Genomic DNA, 14,924 nt, shown 5'->3' with positions numbered 1-14,924 from the left:
CGAATGAAGGCGAGGGTTCAATGACGATGTTCACGGGTCACCCCGGCATCGAATTGCGCGACGATCTGTTTCCACCCGGCAGCGCTCAGCGCTGCGTCGGACAGGTCTGTCGGCGCTTGCAGTTCGGTGGCGCGATTGAGCCAGATGTCCGGGGCGGCATCGTTCAGGCGCATCAGGAACGAGCCGGCCACGGCCGGTGCCTGGCTGTGGCCGAAGTAGGCGCGATCGGCCAGCAACTGCCAGACATGACCGCCACGACTGACCGAGCTGGCGTCCTGGGCGAATGGCGCGAAACCTTCGTCCGCCAGGTTCTGCGGGGTCGGCAGTGCCTGTTGTTCTTCGCGCAGCAGGCGGATCTCGTCGAGGGTCACCCGCAGATCGGCATAGATGCCTTGTTCGCTGGCGCCGAGGTCGCGACGGGCGTCCAGTTGGTGGCTGGAAACCGGCTCCGGCTCGTGGGACACACCGCGCCATGCCACCACGGAACCGGCGACCGCGAGGATCAACAGGCACATCAGCAGCACATTGAGGGTTTCGTGCCCGGCACCGGCCGGGCGTACAACTTGGGTGGTCGGCGTGGTCATGGGGCTTCGATATCCGCTTGGTCGATTTCCACCACGTGGCCGGGGCCTGCGTCGAACAGCACGTAGAATTCGGCGCCGGGTTTCTTGAAGGTCAGCGTCGAATCGGCGCCGAGCTTGCCCGGCACCAGGATCGTTTCGTCGTAACCGATCACATCGAGGGTTACCCCCGGCGCGCCGCTGCCGTCGGAGAAACCGCCGGTGCATTTGATCTGTTCGGCGTCGATGGCCTTGCACTCGCACATAGGGTTGTGGGCCAGGGCGCTGGTACTGAAACCGGCACACAGCGCCAGCCATGCAGCGCTCATGCTAAGGCGGAAAGGACGGCTCATGGTTTGGCTCCTTGTTTGTTCAGCCAGGCGATGGTGGCGGGAGAGGCCTGGCTCAGGGGAATCGAGGCCTGGTGCATGCTGCCGTCCCAGCCTTCCATGGTGATCCACAGTTCGGCGTCGGTTCGGGTCTTTTCCGGAATCGGCAACTGGGTGCCCATGCGATACGGCGTTCCGAAGAAGATCACCCCGGCGGCGCGCAGGCTGCGCGGTTTGCCGATGCGCAGGTAAGTGGCCTTGACCGGCTCGATACAGGCATCGCACAGCGCGGCATTGAAACCTTTCAGATAGCCCGCCGGGCCGTCGGAACGCGGCGCCTCGTCACGCAATTCGGCCAGACGCAGACTCCACGGCCCGACCTGGATTTCGCCGATCTCGCGCTCGCCCAGGCCGCTGTCACCACGAAACAGTGCGGCGTCGGCAAAGTATTTGGGCATGAAGCCCAAGGGGATCAGCAGCAACAGCACGTTGATGTGGAAGCGCCATTTGTGCCAGATCATGCTCAGCCGTGAAGGCTGAGCCACGGTAGCGAACTTGCTCACAGACTGGCCTCCGACGGTTCACGTTGGCGGGCCGGCTGCGCCTGCACGCGCTGTTTCTTGTGCTCGCGCTTGAGGGCGTTGGCGGTGGCCAGCGCGGTGCGCTTGGTCCAGATCAGCAGGCCACTGAGAACCATCATGCTCAGCAGCAGGCCGAAGAAGAACCAGATCAGCTTGATCCACAGACCGCCGAAATCTCCGGTGTGCAGCGGGCGCATGGATTCGGTGACGAACTCCAGCGACGTGCGATCGGACAACAGCCGCGAAGCCGCCACGTCACCGCTGTACGGGTTGAGCGTGGCGGTCTGGAACATCAACGGATACCAGCCGCGTCCGCCGATATCCATGTGCGCGTAGGCATTGCCCGGCAGGCTGATGAAGCTGGCTTCCAGACCGGGGATTTTTGTCTGGGCGATTTCGATGGCGCGGTCCAGGCTGATACGCGGCGGTGGCGAACCGTCGCTCGACAGCGGCACGGCTTCGCGGGACATGGCCGGAATGATCGGCTCGCTGGAAATGGAAATCTGATTGTCCGACAGCAGTGCCTGGATCAGGAACCAGGTACCGGTGATCGAAATCACCGCGATGAACCAGATCGACCAGATGCCGCTCAAGCGGTGGAAGTCGCCCCAGAAGATCCGCGCGCCATGATTGAAGCGCAGGGTCGGGCGGAAAAAGCCTTTCCAGAAGCGCTTGTACACCACCAGCCCGGTCACCAGCGAGGCCAGCATCGGCAGGCCGAGGAACGACACCAGATACCAGCCCCAGCTGAAACCGTTGGTGAACGGCACCAGCCACCAGCCATGCAGTGCGCGGGTGAACGCCTTGAAGTTGAAACTCGGCGCGGTGCCCTGGATCACCCCGGTGTACGGGTTGACGTAGACCGTCAGCGAACGGCCGTCGGGGTAGCTGACGTCGACGTCGAGGGCAAAGTGCGACTCGTCCGGACGGTTGATGCTTTGCACCAGGGTCTGGGGTTCGGCTTTCTTGATTTCGGCGAGGATCTGGTCGTAACTCAAGCGCGGTGCATCATCCGACGGCGCGCTCGCGCGCATCTGCGGGTTGGCCAGCCAGACGATTTCCTGACTGACCACCGCCAGGGTGCCGGTGACGCAGACGATCAGAACGAAAAACCAGATCGGCAATGCCAGCCAGCTGTGTACCAGGAACCACAGTTTCGAGCGGGATTTCTTCGACATGATGACGGGTCTTGATTCAGTGAGAGGGAGCGGTACTACGGGCTTCGCAGCACGGGAGTCCCCGAAAGGCCGGTCGTGGCTTTTGCCTACGCGACCGGCCCGCATCTCTATAAGACGGATGACCGAAGCAAATCCCGATAAACGATATGAAAGTAAATGTTTCGCGATTGCAGGCTGCTGGCGCGTGGGCGGATTTTTGTGAGGGGGCGAAGAAGTCCGACGGCGCATGCCGCCGGATCGAAGGAGGGGCATCAGCGGAGAAAGTCGAGTGCCTCGGCGCCCCACAGCACCCGCAACGGCAGGTTCAGGTGACGACCGGCCGCAAGGTCGGCGCGGTCATGTTCCAGGTCGACGCCGGCACTGGCCCGCATCCTGGTATCGCCGGGCGTTCATGACTGGACGTGAAGCGTGGTTCGACGGTTCATGAATCGTGTTCGCCCATCCCCGCGCGCTGCACGGGAATGGATATGCGGCGTTGCTAACCCTGCTGGAACATTTCCTGCGCCCGCTGCTCGATCTGCGCCTGGGTCAGGTCCTCCTTGCGCGTGGCCAGGAACCACAGATGCCCATACGGATCTTTTAGCGTGCCGGTGCGGTCGCCGTAGAACTGATCCTTGACCTCGGACACCGAGGTGGCGCCGGCATCCAGTGCACGCTGGAAGGATTTGTCGACATCGGTCACGTACAGATGCAGCCCGACCGACACCGCGTGGTCCGGATTGCTCAACGGTCCTTGATCGCATGGCGAGCCGAGCATGATCGCGCTGTCGCCGATGCGCAGTTCGGCGTGGCCGATGCCGCCGTCGGGCATGCTCAGGCGCATGACTTCGGTGGCACCGAACGCCTTTTTATAGAAGTCGATGGCTTCGGCAGCTTTGTGAATGCCCAGGTACGGGGTAATGCTGTGATACCCCTCGGGAATGGGTTTGACGCTCATGGCGGTACTCCCTGTTTTTTATTAGAGGTTGAAGGTGTGCCTTCGCCGGGGTTGCCGGTCGCTCAACTATAGATCCGTGCTGCCACCGCGACCGAGTAGCCGACGAGCAGCCCTGCGACGCCGGCGTGGAGCCAAAAGGCGGACCACCCCAATCGCCGTTGGAGCTGGCGATCGTGTTCGCCGACTACGCACGGGAAGCCGAGGACCATGGCATCGGGCCCCTCACTTGGGAACGTCGAGAAAGTGCGCGCCCGGCCCTTGCTCGCCTAGCACATCGCCCTGATTGCGTAGCGGGCAGGCCTCCATCGACAGGCATCCGCAACCGATGCAACCGGTCAGCCGGTCCCGCAGCAGCATCAACTGATTGATCCGCTCGTCCAGCTCACGCCGCCATTGCTCCGACAACACTTTCCAGTCCGCGGCCGTCGGCGCGCGGTTGTCAGGTAGCTGTTGCAACGCCTCACCGATTTCTGCCAGCGGAATGCCCAGGCGTTGTGCCACTTTGATCAACGCCACCCGCCGCAGCACTTCCCGTGGATAACGTCGTTGATTGCCGGCATTGCGCTGGCTCTTGATCAATCCCTTGGATTCATAAAAGTGCAGGGCAGTGACCGCGACACCGCTGCGGGCCGCGACTTCGCCGACGGTCAGTTGCTTGTGCCGTTTTTCCGCAGTGATCATTTGAAAAGTGCCTATTGACCTCTAGTTAACTCGAGGTTTTACCCTGCAGGCCTCCGAATCGCAAGATTCGTCTGACAGAGTGGGGATGTCATGCAAGCACCAGCGAAAAACCGCAGCTTTACCCAATTGATCGAATTTGAAATCGAACCCGGCCAGCAACCGGCGCTGGTCTCGGCGCTGGCGGTGCAGACTGAACGTCTGGCCCAGCGTTACCCTGGTTTTGTCAGCGCCAGTGTCCAGGCCAGCGACGACGGGCGGCGAGTGTTGAGTTTCCTGCAATGGCAGTCCCGAGAGGCGGGGGAAGCGGCGTTCCAGAGCTTCGAAACCGGAGAGCAGGATTTCTGGCAACTGATCCGCACCCATCAGGCGCGAACCGTGACCTTCGGTTCATTCCAGGTGCTGAGCAGCATCGCCCGCAGTCATGACGACGGCTTGCACTGCCAACTGGTCGGCTAGATCGACAGCCGGATCAAGCGCTCGCCTTGCCGGTTTTCCGGGGGGGCGCCGCTTGTTCACCGCCAGCTCGCCGATCTAGATCAGCCGCGTGCGGGGGACGTTGCGGCTCAGCCCGGGCGTTGATCGTCGCCATGGGGCGGCAGGCACCAGGAAACATCCTGTGAAGGGCGAACCCTGCCCGAATTCCGATAGCCACTATTGAGAGCGTTGATTTCTGCCAAAGCGTGCCCGGGCGTAGCCTTTCTCCATCGACCCACACTGCTCGCCAGGACGCTCCCATGAATCGCTTACTGACTGTTTCCCTGATGCTCGCTGTCTCCGTTCTCGCCGGTTGCTCGAGTCATGTTTCCCCGGAACTGCGTCCTTACACGGCGGAAGAAACCCGCGAACTGGCGCTTGAGTCGCTGAACCGTCGTGGTCTGTCCTTCGAGGAATATCATGCGAAAAAAGCCCAATTGCTCGGCCAGCCGCAAAAGGCCTTCGGTTTCGACAGCAAGGGTGAAATGAGCGCCGAACGGGCCGTACAGCTGCACGGTCGTCCTAGCTGATCCAAAACTGTACTGATCGAAGTTTTACCCAACTGTCCATGGGTTTGCGCGGCGCCGTGGGATAGGGTCAACACCTGAATGACCCTGACGGACTGCCTGCCATGACTCTCTCGCTTGACCTGCTGCTGGGCTTTGCCCTGTTTGCCCTTGTCACCTCGATCACGCCGGGGCCGAACAACACGATGTTGCTGGCGTCAGGCGTGAACTTCGGCTTCAACCGCACCATCCCGCATATGCTCGGCATTACCTGCGGCTTCTTCGTGCTGGTGGTGGCGGTGGGTTTTGGCCTGGGGGCGGTGTTCCAGACCTATCCGCTGCTTTATACGATCCTGCGTTATGTCGGCGCGGTGTACTTGCTGTACCTGGCGTGGAAAATCGCCCATTCCGGCCCGGTCGGCGACAACGAGCAGGGCGAGGCGAAACCGATCAGCTATCTCGGCGCGGCAGCCTTTCAGTGGGTCAATCCCAAGGCCTGGATCATGGCCATCGGTGCCATCAGCACCTATACGCCGATGCAGGGTTATTTCAGCAACGTGATCGTGATTGCGGCGGTGTTCGCCATCATCAACCTGCCGAGTGTCGGCGTCTGGGCGGCGTGCGGGACTTTGCTGCGCAACGTGCTCAAGGATCGTCGCTGGTTGCGGATGTTCAACTGGGGCATGGCGGCGCTGCTGGTGATTTCGCTGTATCCGTTACTCCTTGAAAGCTTTAGCTGACGCCGTGCTACAACCGCCGGCCCGATGCCTGTTAAAGTCGCGTTCAGGAGCGTTCCTACGCACTTTTAAATGAAGTTGTTCTTCTTTAACGGCATCCGATCAGGTATTGATGACGCTCTCGAACCCGGACGCAGCTCACAAGGCGGCGTCGTGCCGTTTGTAGACACGAGCTTCCTGATCCCGGAACACGCTCTGCGAGTCTTTTTATGAACACACGTCCGCTGTATTTCGATTACGCCGCCACCACCCCGGTGGACGAACGGGTTATCCAGGTGATGATCGAGTGTCTGGGTTTCAACGGTAACTTCGGCAACCCGGCCTCCAGTTCTCACGTCTTCGGCCAGCAGGCCCGGCAAACGGTCGAGAACGCTCGCCGACAAGTCGCCGAACTGGTCGGCGCCCAGGCGCAGCAGATCGTCTGGACTTCCGGCGCCACCGAATCCAACAACCTTGCCCTCAAAGGCGTAGCCCAGGCCCGTGGCGCGTCTGGCGGGCACATCATCACCAGCCAGATTGAACACAAGGCCATCCTCGACACCGCACGGCAATTGCAGGACGCCGGTGTCGCCGTGACCTATCTGGTGCCGGACGCCGACGGCCTGATCACCCCGCAAGCGGTCAGCGAAGCGATGCGCGATGACACTTTTCTGGTGTCGCTGATGCTGGTCAACAACGAACTCGGCACCGTCAACGACATCCCGGCCATCGGCGAAGTGGTGCGTGGTCGCGGGTCGTTGTTCCATGTCGATGCAGCCCAGGGTGCTGGCAAGGTCGCGATCGATCTGGCGCAATGGCCGGTCGATCTGATGTCCTTCTCGGCGCATAAACTCTATGGCCCCAAAGGCATTGGCGCGCTGTACGTCGGCCCGCGTGCGCAACAGCGCTTACAGGCGCAGATTCACGGCGGAGGTCACGAGGGCGGCTTGCGTTCCGGTACGCTGGCGACTCACCAGATTGCTGCGATGGGCTCGGCGTTTGCCCTGGCCGCCGAGGCTTTCGATGACGAGAAGAAAACCATCGCAGCGTTGCGCCAGAGACTGCTCGAACAACTGTTGAGCCTGCCCGGCGTGCGCCTTAACGGCAGCGCCTCGCAGCGCATCCCGCATACCCTTAGCCTGACCTTCAGCGAAGGCGAGTTCAACCCGGCGGCGCTGAGCCATGCGATCGCGTTTTCTGCGACCTCGGCCTGCAATTCCGCGAGCAACGTGCCGTCCCACGTCTTGCTGGCATTGGGGCATGACGCGCATCTCGCGGGGCGGACCATTCGCCTGAGCCTCGGCCGTTTCACCACCGCCGAAGACATCGACAAGGCTGCAGAACTGATCAAGACCGCCTGCGCCAGTGCTCCGGCATTCTGGGCGACAGGCCTTTAACGAGCCGGCTTTGAACGGCACCGAACAATAACGATGAAGTGATTGGCAGGAGACATGATGAGTACCCAGACTTTGACCGAAGGAACGGTTCCCCAGCGCCTGGCGCACACCCGTGAACTGATGCGTCGCGAAGGTATCCACGCGTTGCTGGTGCCGTCCGCCGACCCGCACCTGTCGGAATACCTGCCGGGCTACTGGCAGGGCCGGCAATGGCTGTCAGGTTTCCATGGTTCGGTCGGCACCTTGATTGTCACCCCCGATTTCGCCGGGGTCTGGGCCGACAGCCGATACTGGGAACAGGCGACCAAGGAACTCAAGGGCAGCGGCATCGAACTGGTGAAACTGCAACCGGGTCAGTCGAGCCCGCTGGACTGGCTGGCCGAGCAGACGCCGGAAGGTGGCGTGGTTGCGGTTGATGGTGCGGTGATGGCCGTCGCGTCGGCGCGCACCCTGGGCAGCAAGCTCGAGGCGCGGGGCGCCAGTCTGCGTACCGACATCGACCTGTTGAAAGAAGTCTGGAGCGACCGCCCGGCGCTGCCGAACGCGCCGATCTATCAACACCTGCCGCCACAGGCGACCGTCAGCCGTGGCGAGAAACTTGCCCAGCTGCGCGAAACCCTGCAGGCGCGCGGCGCGGACTGGCACTTCATCGCCACCCTCGACGACATCGCCTGGCTGTTCAACCTGCGCGGCGGTGACGTGTCGTTCAACCCGGTATTCGTTTCCTTTGCGCTGATCAGCCAGCAACAAGCCACGCTGTTTGTCGCACTGAGCAAGGTCGATGCTGAACTGCGTGCAGTGCTGGAAAAAGACGGCGTGACCCTGCGTGAATACAGCGAAGTCGCTGACGTCCTGGGTGGAATTCCGAGTGGCGCGAGCCTGCTGGTGGATCCGGCGCGGGTTACCAGCGGTCTGCTGGACAACCTGGATACCGGCGTGAAACTGGTCGAAGGCCTGAACCCGACCACCCTGGCCAAGTCGCAGAAGAGCCTGGCGGATGCCGGCCATATTCGTCAGGCGATGGAGCAGGATGGCGCGGCGTTGTGCGAATTCTTCGCCTGGCTGGAGTCGGCCTGGGGGCGCGAACGCATTACCGAGCTGACCATCGACGAAAAACTCACGGCGGCTCGTGAGCGTCGTCCGGATTACGTGTCGCTGAGTTTCAACACCATCGCCGCGTTCAACGCCAATGGCGCGATGCCGCATTATCACGCCACTGCGCAAGAACACGCAGTGATCGAGGGCGACGGCCTGCTGCTGATCGATTCCGGCGGCCAGTACCTGGGTGGCACCACTGACATCACGCGTATGGTGCCGGTCGGTACGCCAACCGAAGAGCAAAAGCGTGACTGCACCCGCGTTCTGAAAGGCGTGATTGCCTTGTCCCGTGCGCGATTCCCGAAAGGCATTCTGTCGCCGTTGCTGGACGCCATCGCCCGTGCACCGATCTGGGCCGAGAACGTGGACTACGGTCACGGCACCGGTCACGGGGTGGGTTACTTCCTCAACGTGCACGAAGGTCCGCAGGTCATCGCCTATCAGGCGGCGCCAGCGCCACAGACCGCCATGCAACCGGGCATGATCACCTCCATCGAACCGGGCACTTACCGTCCGGGCCGCTGGGGTGTGCGGATCGAGAACCTGGCGATGAACGTTGAAGCGGGAAGCAGCGAGTTCGGCGAGTTCCTCAAGTTCGAAACCCTGACCCTGTGCCCGATCGACACCCGATGCCTGGTACCGTCGTTGCTGACGCAGGAAGAGAAGCAATGGTTCAACGCCTATCACGCCGAAGTGCGCGAGCGGCTGAGCCCGCTGCTTGATGGCGCGGCACTGCAATGGCTGAACACGCGCACCGCTGCTATTTAAACGGTTGAAGCTGCGGCGCTGCAGCCAGCGCCTGAGTCATGAAATCGACAAACGCGTTGACCCTGGCGGACTGGCGACGGTTCGCCGGGGATACGGCGTGTATTGGTAATGATCGGGTCTGGTAGTCCTGCAACAGGGCGACCACTCGACCCGCCTTCAAATCCTCGCTGAACAGCCAGACCGGTGACAGCGATATTCCCAATCCTCCCAGAACCATTTCGCGGATCGCTTCGGAGCTGTTGCTCTGGGCGTTGCCCTGGATGCGTACGTCATGGTGTTGGCCATCTTTCTCGTAGGCCCACAGGTTCTGAGTGCTGAGCAGGTTGAATTGCAAGCAATTGTGCTGTGCAAGATCCTGGGGTGACAGTGGGTGTCCGTAGCGTTGCAGGTAATCGGGTGTCGCCACTGTGATCCGGTGGGTGATACCGATGCGTCTGGCGATCATGCCGCTGTCGTTCAATTCACCGATGCGCAGGCTGACATCCAGGCCTTCGCCGACCAGATCCAGGTTCTGATCGCTCAGTTGCAAGTCGACTTTCACCTGCGGGTAGCGCTGTAGAAATTCCGCCAGCCGCGTGGCGATCTGCAAGCGGCCGAAACTGACGGAGGAGCCGATCCGCAAAGGGCCGGCCACGGTTTCCCTGCCGGACTGGAAGCTGTGCTCGGCGGCATCCACGGCGGCGAGGATATTTCGACATTCGGTGTAGTACCGCTGACCTTCATCGGTCAGTGACAACTTGCGTGTACTGCGAGCAATCAGCTTGCCGCCCAGTTGACCCTCAAGGGCGCGCAGGACTTTGCTGATGGTCGGTTGGGTGGTATGCAGTTCCCGGGCAACGGCGGAGAAACTGCCGCGTTCGACCACCCGTACGAAGATGGCCATTGCGTTGAGCTTGTCCATGAAGCGCCTCATTCATGCCGTTTTGGCATTCTTACTATAGTGATTTGACGTCTTATCGGCATGGATCTGTTGCGGGAACATGGCTTCACTTTCTCCCACAGGAATGACTGAAATGACTGACTCACTGCACATGAAAGCCCTGATGGTAGATACCGCCAACGGGCCGCTACGCTTGGCTTCTCTGGAACGCCCCGTAGCCGCGGCTGGACAGGTTTTGGTGCGGATCAAGGCCAGCGGCGTGAATCCCCTGGATCTGAAAATCCGTGCGGGGCAGGCCGCCCATGCTCGGCAACCGTTGCCGGCCGTTTTGGGGCTGGATCTTGCGGGTGTGGTCGAAGCGGTGGGCGAGGGCGTGCAGGATTGGGCGCCGGGCGATGAGGTGTATGCGTTGGCCACGGGGATCGGCGGTGCGCAAGGTTCGCTGGCCGAGTTTGCAGTGGTGGACGCACGACTGCTGGCGCGAAAACCTGCGAATCTGAGCCCGCGTGAGGCCGCGAGCCTGCCATTGATACTGATCACGGCTTGGGAAGGCCTGGTGGATCGGGCTCGGGTGAGTGCGGGGCACAAAGTGTTGATTCACGGCGGCGCAGGTGGCGTCGGGCATGTGGCTGTGCAGATTGCTCGTGCATTCGGGGCTGACGTGTATGCAACGGGCTCTGCGGGACAGCGCTCGATCATCGAAGGTTACGGCGCGACGTTCATTGATTATCGAGCAAGCTCGGTGGAGGAGTATGTCACGCAGTTCACAGCGGGGGAGGGGTTCGACATTGTCTATGACACGGTCGGCGGCGAGACGCTGGATGCCTCCTTCAAAGCAGCACGGATCTACAGCGGGCATGTGCTCAGTTGTCTCGGCTGGGGGCAGCACAGTCTTGCGCCGTTGTCGTTTCGTGGGGCGACGTATTCGGGGGTGTTCACCTTGCTGCCGTTACTGACCGGCAGGGGTTGTGAGCATCATGGAGAGATTTTGCGACAAGCCGCTGCCTTGATTGAGTCCGGTCAGTTGCGGCCGCTGCTTGATCCGCATCGGTTTACGCTGCAAACCGCTGCGGAGGCCCATGAGCTGCTGGCAACGAAAGCCGCTCAAGGGCGTCTGGTCGTGGAGATTTAGCGAAGGGCTTCCACCACGAAGTCGAGCCGATCCTGACCGAAGAACAGCTGGTTGTCGATCAACATGCTCGGCGCACCGAAGACGCCGCGTTTCACGGCGGTTTCGGTGTTGTCCCTGAGAGCGGACTTGACCGCTTCATCGTTGGTCAATGCCAGTACCTCTTCGGGATTGAAGCCATGTTCGGTCAGCACGGCGGCAACCGTTGCCGGTTCATCGAGGGGACGGCCTTCAACCCACAGTGCTTGGAACAGGCAATCGATGAACGCCTGGAAGCGATCCGGATGACGCAGTTGAATGCCGGTGACCGCCCGCATCAGCATCAGCGTATTGATCGGGAAATGCGGGTTGAATTTCAGGGGCACGCCGTAGCGCTTCGCGTAGCGGTCCAGGTCCTGAAACATGTAGCGACCCTTGGCCGGGATCATCGCCGGCGACGCGTTACCGGTGGCTTTGAAGACGCCGCCCAGCAACATTGGAATGTAGATCAACTGGCTGTCGGTTTCGGCGCAGATCCTTGGCAACTGGGTATATGCCAGGTAGGTAGCGGGACTGCCGAGATCAAAATAGAACTCCACGGTTTTGCTCATGTTCGCTGCACTCGGTTTTTGTTATTGGTGGGATTACCAGCGTTCGTTCCAGGGGCGCAGATCCAACTCGAACGTCCAGGCGTCTCGTGGCTGGCTATGCAGATACCAGTAGTTTTCGGCAATGTGTTCGGGGTCGAGGATACCGTCCTGATCTTTGGTGGCATATTTGTCAGGGAAGTTGTCGCGGATGAAGTCGGTATCGATGGCCCCGTCGACCACAACGTGGGCGACATGAATGTTCATCGGGCCAAGCTCTCTGGCCATGCTCTGTGCCAGAGCCCGGATACCGTGCTTGGCCCCGGCGAATGCGGCGAAACCCGAGGCTCCGCGCAATCCGGCAGTCGCGCCGGTGAACAGAATCGTGCCGCGGCGGCGGGTCACCATTCGTTTGGCAACTTCCCGGGCATTGAGAAAACCGGAGAAACAGGCCATCTCCCAGATCTTGAAATACTTGCGGGCGGTTTCTTCGAGGATGCTGCAAGGCACGTTGGCGCCGATATTGAAGACGAACGCTTCAATCGGTCCGAGGCGGGTTTCGATATCTTCGATCAGCGCTATCACGTCTTCTTCCTTGCGTGCATCGCAGGCAAAACCGTGGGCTTCACCGCCGTCCATCTGAATGGCTTCCACCAGAGGCTGTAATTTGTCGGCGCTGCGCCGCGTGGCGCAAGCGATGAAACCTTCTTTGGCAAACCGCTTGGCTATGGCACCACCTGTGGCATCACCTGCACCGACAACCAATACGACCTTCTTGTTATTCATGGTGTGGATCCCTTTGGTAAACGATCGTTAAGTGAACGAACGTTATGCTAGGGTTTGCTCAGCGTCAAGGCATTCAATCGTGAGGACAAACACATGCGGTACTCCGCTGGTCACAAGCTGGAAACCAAAGAAAAGCTTCTGCAAAGCAGCTCGTTGTCCGCTAAAAAAAATGGGTTTTCATCAATGGGCGTCGATGGTCTGATGAAGGCGATCGGCTTGAGTGGGGCGGCGTTTTACAGCCATTTCTCGTCCAAGGATGCGCTGTTCGCGGCTATCGTCGAGCGCGAGTTATGCCAGAGTCTGGAGCGGTTGGGCGGGCAGGGGGCGCAGGATCGGGAACGGCTGGAGCGGTGCCTGAAGCTGTATCTGAAGATGGCCCATGTCGAGCAGCCGGAGTTGGGCTGCGCATTACCTGCACTGGGTGCCGAGATCGCGCGTTCGGATATTGTCGTGCGGGAACAGGCTGAGTTGTGGATCTGTAAGCTTCAGGAAAGTTGGGCACAAATTCTGGAAAGTGACAGTCTGGCCTGGGCGATTCTGTCGCAATGCGTTGGGGCGCTAGTGGTGGCGCGTATGCTGGCTTCGCCCAGGATTCAGCAGCGGGTGCTGGATTCCTGTCATGAGGAAATCGGGAACCAGCTCGCCGTTTCGCGAACGCCTTAGTGGCGATGGTTTATTTGCAGATGACGATCATGCTGCGGCTGGTATAGCCGGCGGGGTTGAGGCCAAAGGGATAATCACCCGGTTCTTCCACAGTATCGCCTGATTTTGCGATAACCTTGTAGCCCTTCGGTGCGCAAGAGTTCGCGGCGCTGGTGTAGCACCTGTCCCAAGAGGAGGACAATCCTGAACAGTTGATGTGCAGCCCTTTCTTGCCGTGCTTTACATGGGTCTTCGACGTCGCCGCGCAGCCCGCAACGGCGAGTATGGCGATCAGTATCAAAATTCGTTTCATTACCGTCCTTATGGCGGCCTCGAGTCTGGCGCTCGGGTCTGCCTGTATTCGCTCTCGCTTGAAGCGTTCTGATGTCCCTGTCCGAAAAAATCCATGTCTGGCATTGGGTTGCGAGGCTAAACATGGCCTAAATGAGCGCCAATTGCCAGACCTTCGTAAAATCCTCTTTCAATCTGCCGCGATGGCTGGTTTAGAGGTGCTGCCCATCGTCATGGTTGCTCCTACGGATGCCAGAATAATGCACAGGATCGCCATCCATTGTGACAAAGAGAGGTATTCCTGAAGGAAAAGCAGACCCGAGAGTGCGCCGAAAGCCGGTTCGATGCTCATAAGCGTGCCAAAGGTGCGGGCTGGCATGCGGGTGAGAGCGACCATTTCCAGTGTGTAGGGGAGAGCTGTGGACAGGATCGCCACCCCGATAGCGATGGGAATCAATGCGGGTGTCAGCAGTGCACTGCCTGCATGGACGATGCCGATGGGGGCGACGAACAGGGCTGCGATCATCACACCAAGTGCTGCGGTGGTCACGCCGTTATCTGCGCCGGCCTTCTGGCCAAACAGGATATACAACGCCCAGCACGCGCCGGCTCCCAGCGCATAGCCTGCACCGACCAGATCGATACCCGCTGTCGTAGCGCCGGTCGGTATCAACAGCAACAAGCCGATGGCAGCCAAGGCGATCCAGAGAAAGTCAATTGCGCGACGCGAGGCATAAATGGCGACTGCCAGCGGGCCGGTGAACTCCAGGGCGACAGCGATGCCGAGCGGAACGGTGCGCAACGACATATAGAAGAGGAAGTTCATGCCGCCTAGTGCCATCCCGTAGACAATTACTGTGCGCAGCGACTGGGCTGTCAGCTTCGCTCTCCAGGGTTTGAGCAGTAACAACATGATCACGCTGGCGAAGATCAGGCGCAGGGTTGTAGTGCCCTGAGCGCCAACAATTGGGAACATGCTTTTGGCCAGCGAAGCGCCGGACTGAATCGATGCCATGGCAATTAATAGAAGGCCAACCGGGAACAGGGTTGAGGCAAGGCTGCGAGGCTGGTCGTTCATTGCGTGGCATCATCCGAGGAGGTAACAGGTGTTTTGTGCAATATAGTGCGCACTGAGTGCGTTCGCGTCTATATAGAAGTGACCTTTTTCCCTCTATTGATAGAAAACTCAAATTAATGGTTGACGGCGGATTCTGAGTCTCTATAATTCGCCCCACTTCCGGCGCAGTCGAAACGGAAAACTCCTTGAAATTCAATGAGTTAAGTAGGTTTCGAAAGTGGATTGCTTCAGATTATCGAGGCCTGGAAGAAGTTGGAAATGCCGGATTGTTACGGCGCTTTCAACGGTTCGATCTTCTCGGTCGAAAGCGGAGAAAAAGAGGTGTTG

18 protein-coding genes and 1 pseudogene are annotated in these 14,924 nt (G+C 60.3%); 7 read left to right on the top strand and 12 right to left on the bottom strand.

From position 1 onward, the window contains the following. Positions 1–17: 17 nt before the first annotated feature. The 7 genes and pseudogenes from ACKJSM_RS07170 to soxR form a co-directional block, all read right to left on the bottom strand. Positions 18–584, bottom strand: coding sequence for a DUF6162 family protein (locus ACKJSM_RS07170; protein ID WP_410237079.1), 567 nt, complete (start codon positions 582–584; stop codon positions 18–20). Further along, positions 581–913: a hypothetical protein gene (locus ACKJSM_RS07165; RefSeq protein ID WP_236182672.1), complete on the bottom strand. Its 333-nt coding sequence runs from the start codon at positions 911–913 to the stop codon at positions 581–583. Before ACKJSM_RS07165 ends, ACKJSM_RS07170 begins: the two co-directional genes overlap by 4 nt. Further along, entirely contained in the window at positions 910–1,452 is a 543-nt protein-coding gene (locus ACKJSM_RS07160) for a thiamine pyrophosphate-binding protein (protein WP_236182673.1), read from the bottom strand. Before ACKJSM_RS07160 ends, ACKJSM_RS07165 begins: the two co-directional genes overlap by 4 nt. Further along, positions 1,449–2,648: a PepSY-associated TM helix domain-containing protein gene (locus ACKJSM_RS07155; RefSeq protein WP_236182674.1), complete on the bottom strand. Its 1,200-nt coding sequence runs from the start codon at positions 2,646–2,648 to the stop codon at positions 1,449–1,451. Before ACKJSM_RS07155 ends, ACKJSM_RS07160 begins: the two co-directional genes overlap by 4 nt. Positions 2,649–2,920: 272 nt before the next feature. Next, positions 2,921–3,019, bottom strand: a pseudogene (locus tag ACKJSM_RS07150) (alpha/beta hydrolase); the annotation flags it as partial. A gap of 107 nt (positions 3,020–3,126) precedes the next feature. Beyond that, positions 3,127–3,585: a VOC family protein gene (locus ACKJSM_RS07145; protein WP_339487188.1), complete on the bottom strand. Its 459-nt coding sequence runs from the start codon at positions 3,583–3,585 to the stop codon at positions 3,127–3,129. 222 nt (positions 3,586–3,807) lie between these two features. Further along, positions 3,808–4,266 (bottom strand): redox-sensitive transcriptional activator SoxR, encoded by a 459-nt coding sequence (gene soxR, locus ACKJSM_RS07140; RefSeq protein WP_410237078.1) that lies wholly within the window; start codon positions 4,264–4,266, stop codon positions 3,808–3,810. 90 nt (positions 4,267–4,356) lie between these two features. On the opposite strand from soxR, the gene ACKJSM_RS07135 reads away from it, so the two are divergent. The 5 genes from ACKJSM_RS07135 (at position 4,357) to ACKJSM_RS07115 (ending at position 9,225) form a co-directional block, all read left to right on the top strand. Next, positions 4,357–4,722, top strand: a complete 366-nt coding sequence (locus tag ACKJSM_RS07135) for an antibiotic biosynthesis monooxygenase family protein (RefSeq protein ID WP_085700141.1) — start codon at positions 4,357–4,359, stop codon at positions 4,720–4,722. 278 nt (positions 4,723–5,000) lie between these two features. Continuing rightward, entirely contained in the window at positions 5,001–5,270 is a 270-nt protein-coding gene (locus ACKJSM_RS07130) for a hypothetical protein (RefSeq protein ID WP_410237077.1), read from the top strand. A 101-nt stretch (positions 5,271–5,371) separates the two neighbouring features. After that, positions 5,372–5,986, top strand: a complete 615-nt coding sequence (locus ACKJSM_RS07125) for a LysE family translocator (RefSeq protein ID WP_236182678.1) — start codon at positions 5,372–5,374, stop codon at positions 5,984–5,986. A 206-nt stretch (positions 5,987–6,192) separates the two neighbouring features. Then, the gene (locus tag ACKJSM_RS07120) at positions 6,193–7,359 is read left to right on the top strand and encodes an aminotransferase class V-fold PLP-dependent enzyme (protein WP_410237076.1); all 1,167 of its coding nucleotides are present in this window, start codon (positions 6,193–6,195) and stop codon (positions 7,357–7,359) included. Between the two features lie 57 nt (positions 7,360–7,416). Continuing rightward, the gene (locus ACKJSM_RS07115) at positions 7,417–9,225 is read left to right on the top strand and encodes an aminopeptidase P family protein (protein ID WP_410237075.1); all 1,809 of its coding nucleotides are present in this window, start codon (positions 7,417–7,419) and stop codon (positions 9,223–9,225) included. Here the strand turns inward: ACKJSM_RS07115 and ACKJSM_RS07110 are convergent. Further along, the gene (locus ACKJSM_RS07110) at positions 9,218–10,126 is read right to left on the bottom strand and encodes a LysR family transcriptional regulator (RefSeq protein WP_339487176.1); all 909 of its coding nucleotides are present in this window, start codon (positions 10,124–10,126) and stop codon (positions 9,218–9,220) included. The two genes, ACKJSM_RS07115 and ACKJSM_RS07110, sit on opposite strands and share 8 nt — an antisense overlap. A 112-nt stretch (positions 10,127–10,238) precedes the next feature. Here ACKJSM_RS07110 and ACKJSM_RS07105 point away from each other — a divergent pair, with 112 nt between their 5' ends. Continuing rightward, positions 10,239–11,237 carry a zinc-dependent alcohol dehydrogenase family protein gene (locus ACKJSM_RS07105; RefSeq protein WP_236182682.1) on the top strand — a complete coding sequence of 333 codons (999 nt, stop codon included), beginning with the start codon at positions 10,239–10,241 and terminating at the stop codon, positions 11,235–11,237. Here the strand turns inward: ACKJSM_RS07105 and ACKJSM_RS07100 are convergent. Both ACKJSM_RS07100 and ACKJSM_RS07095 read right to left on the bottom strand, forming a co-directional pair. Continuing rightward, positions 11,234–11,824 (bottom strand): 2-hydroxychromene-2-carboxylate isomerase, encoded by a 591-nt coding sequence (locus ACKJSM_RS07100; protein ID WP_410237074.1) that lies wholly within the window; start codon positions 11,822–11,824, stop codon positions 11,234–11,236. The two genes, ACKJSM_RS07105 and ACKJSM_RS07100, sit on opposite strands and share 4 nt — an antisense overlap. Positions 11,825–11,857: 33 nt before the next feature. After that, positions 11,858–12,586 (bottom strand): SDR family oxidoreductase, encoded by a 729-nt coding sequence (locus ACKJSM_RS07095; RefSeq protein ID WP_236182684.1) that lies wholly within the window; start codon positions 12,584–12,586, stop codon positions 11,858–11,860. Positions 12,587–12,679: 93 nt separating this feature from the next. Here ACKJSM_RS07095 and ACKJSM_RS07090 point away from each other — a divergent pair, with 93 nt between their 5' ends. Next, positions 12,680–13,249: a TetR/AcrR family transcriptional regulator gene (locus ACKJSM_RS07090; protein ID WP_410237073.1), complete on the top strand. Its 570-nt coding sequence runs from the start codon at positions 12,680–12,682 to the stop codon at positions 13,247–13,249. 10 nt (positions 13,250–13,259) lie between these two features. On the opposite strand, the gene ACKJSM_RS07085 is transcribed toward ACKJSM_RS07090, so the two are convergent. Continuing rightward, positions 13,260–13,541 (bottom strand): hypothetical protein, encoded by a 282-nt coding sequence (locus ACKJSM_RS07085; RefSeq protein WP_236182686.1) that lies wholly within the window; start codon positions 13,539–13,541, stop codon positions 13,260–13,262. 168 nt (positions 13,542–13,709) lie between these two features. After that, on the bottom strand, positions 13,710–14,597 hold the full coding sequence (rhtA, locus tag ACKJSM_RS07080) for a threonine/homoserine exporter RhtA (RefSeq protein WP_236182687.1): 888 nt from the start codon (positions 14,595–14,597) through the stop codon (positions 13,710–13,712). Between the last annotated feature and the right edge of the window lie 327 nt (positions 14,598–14,924).

This window comes from Pseudomonas sp. PHC1, from assembly GCF_046487845.1.
GTDB classification, from domain to species: Bacteria; Pseudomonadota; Gammaproteobacteria; order Pseudomonadales; family Pseudomonadaceae; genus Aquipseudomonas; species Aquipseudomonas sputi.
The sequence above is the reverse complement of the archived record's forward strand: the minus strand, read 5'-3'. Positions and strand labels throughout refer to the sequence as shown.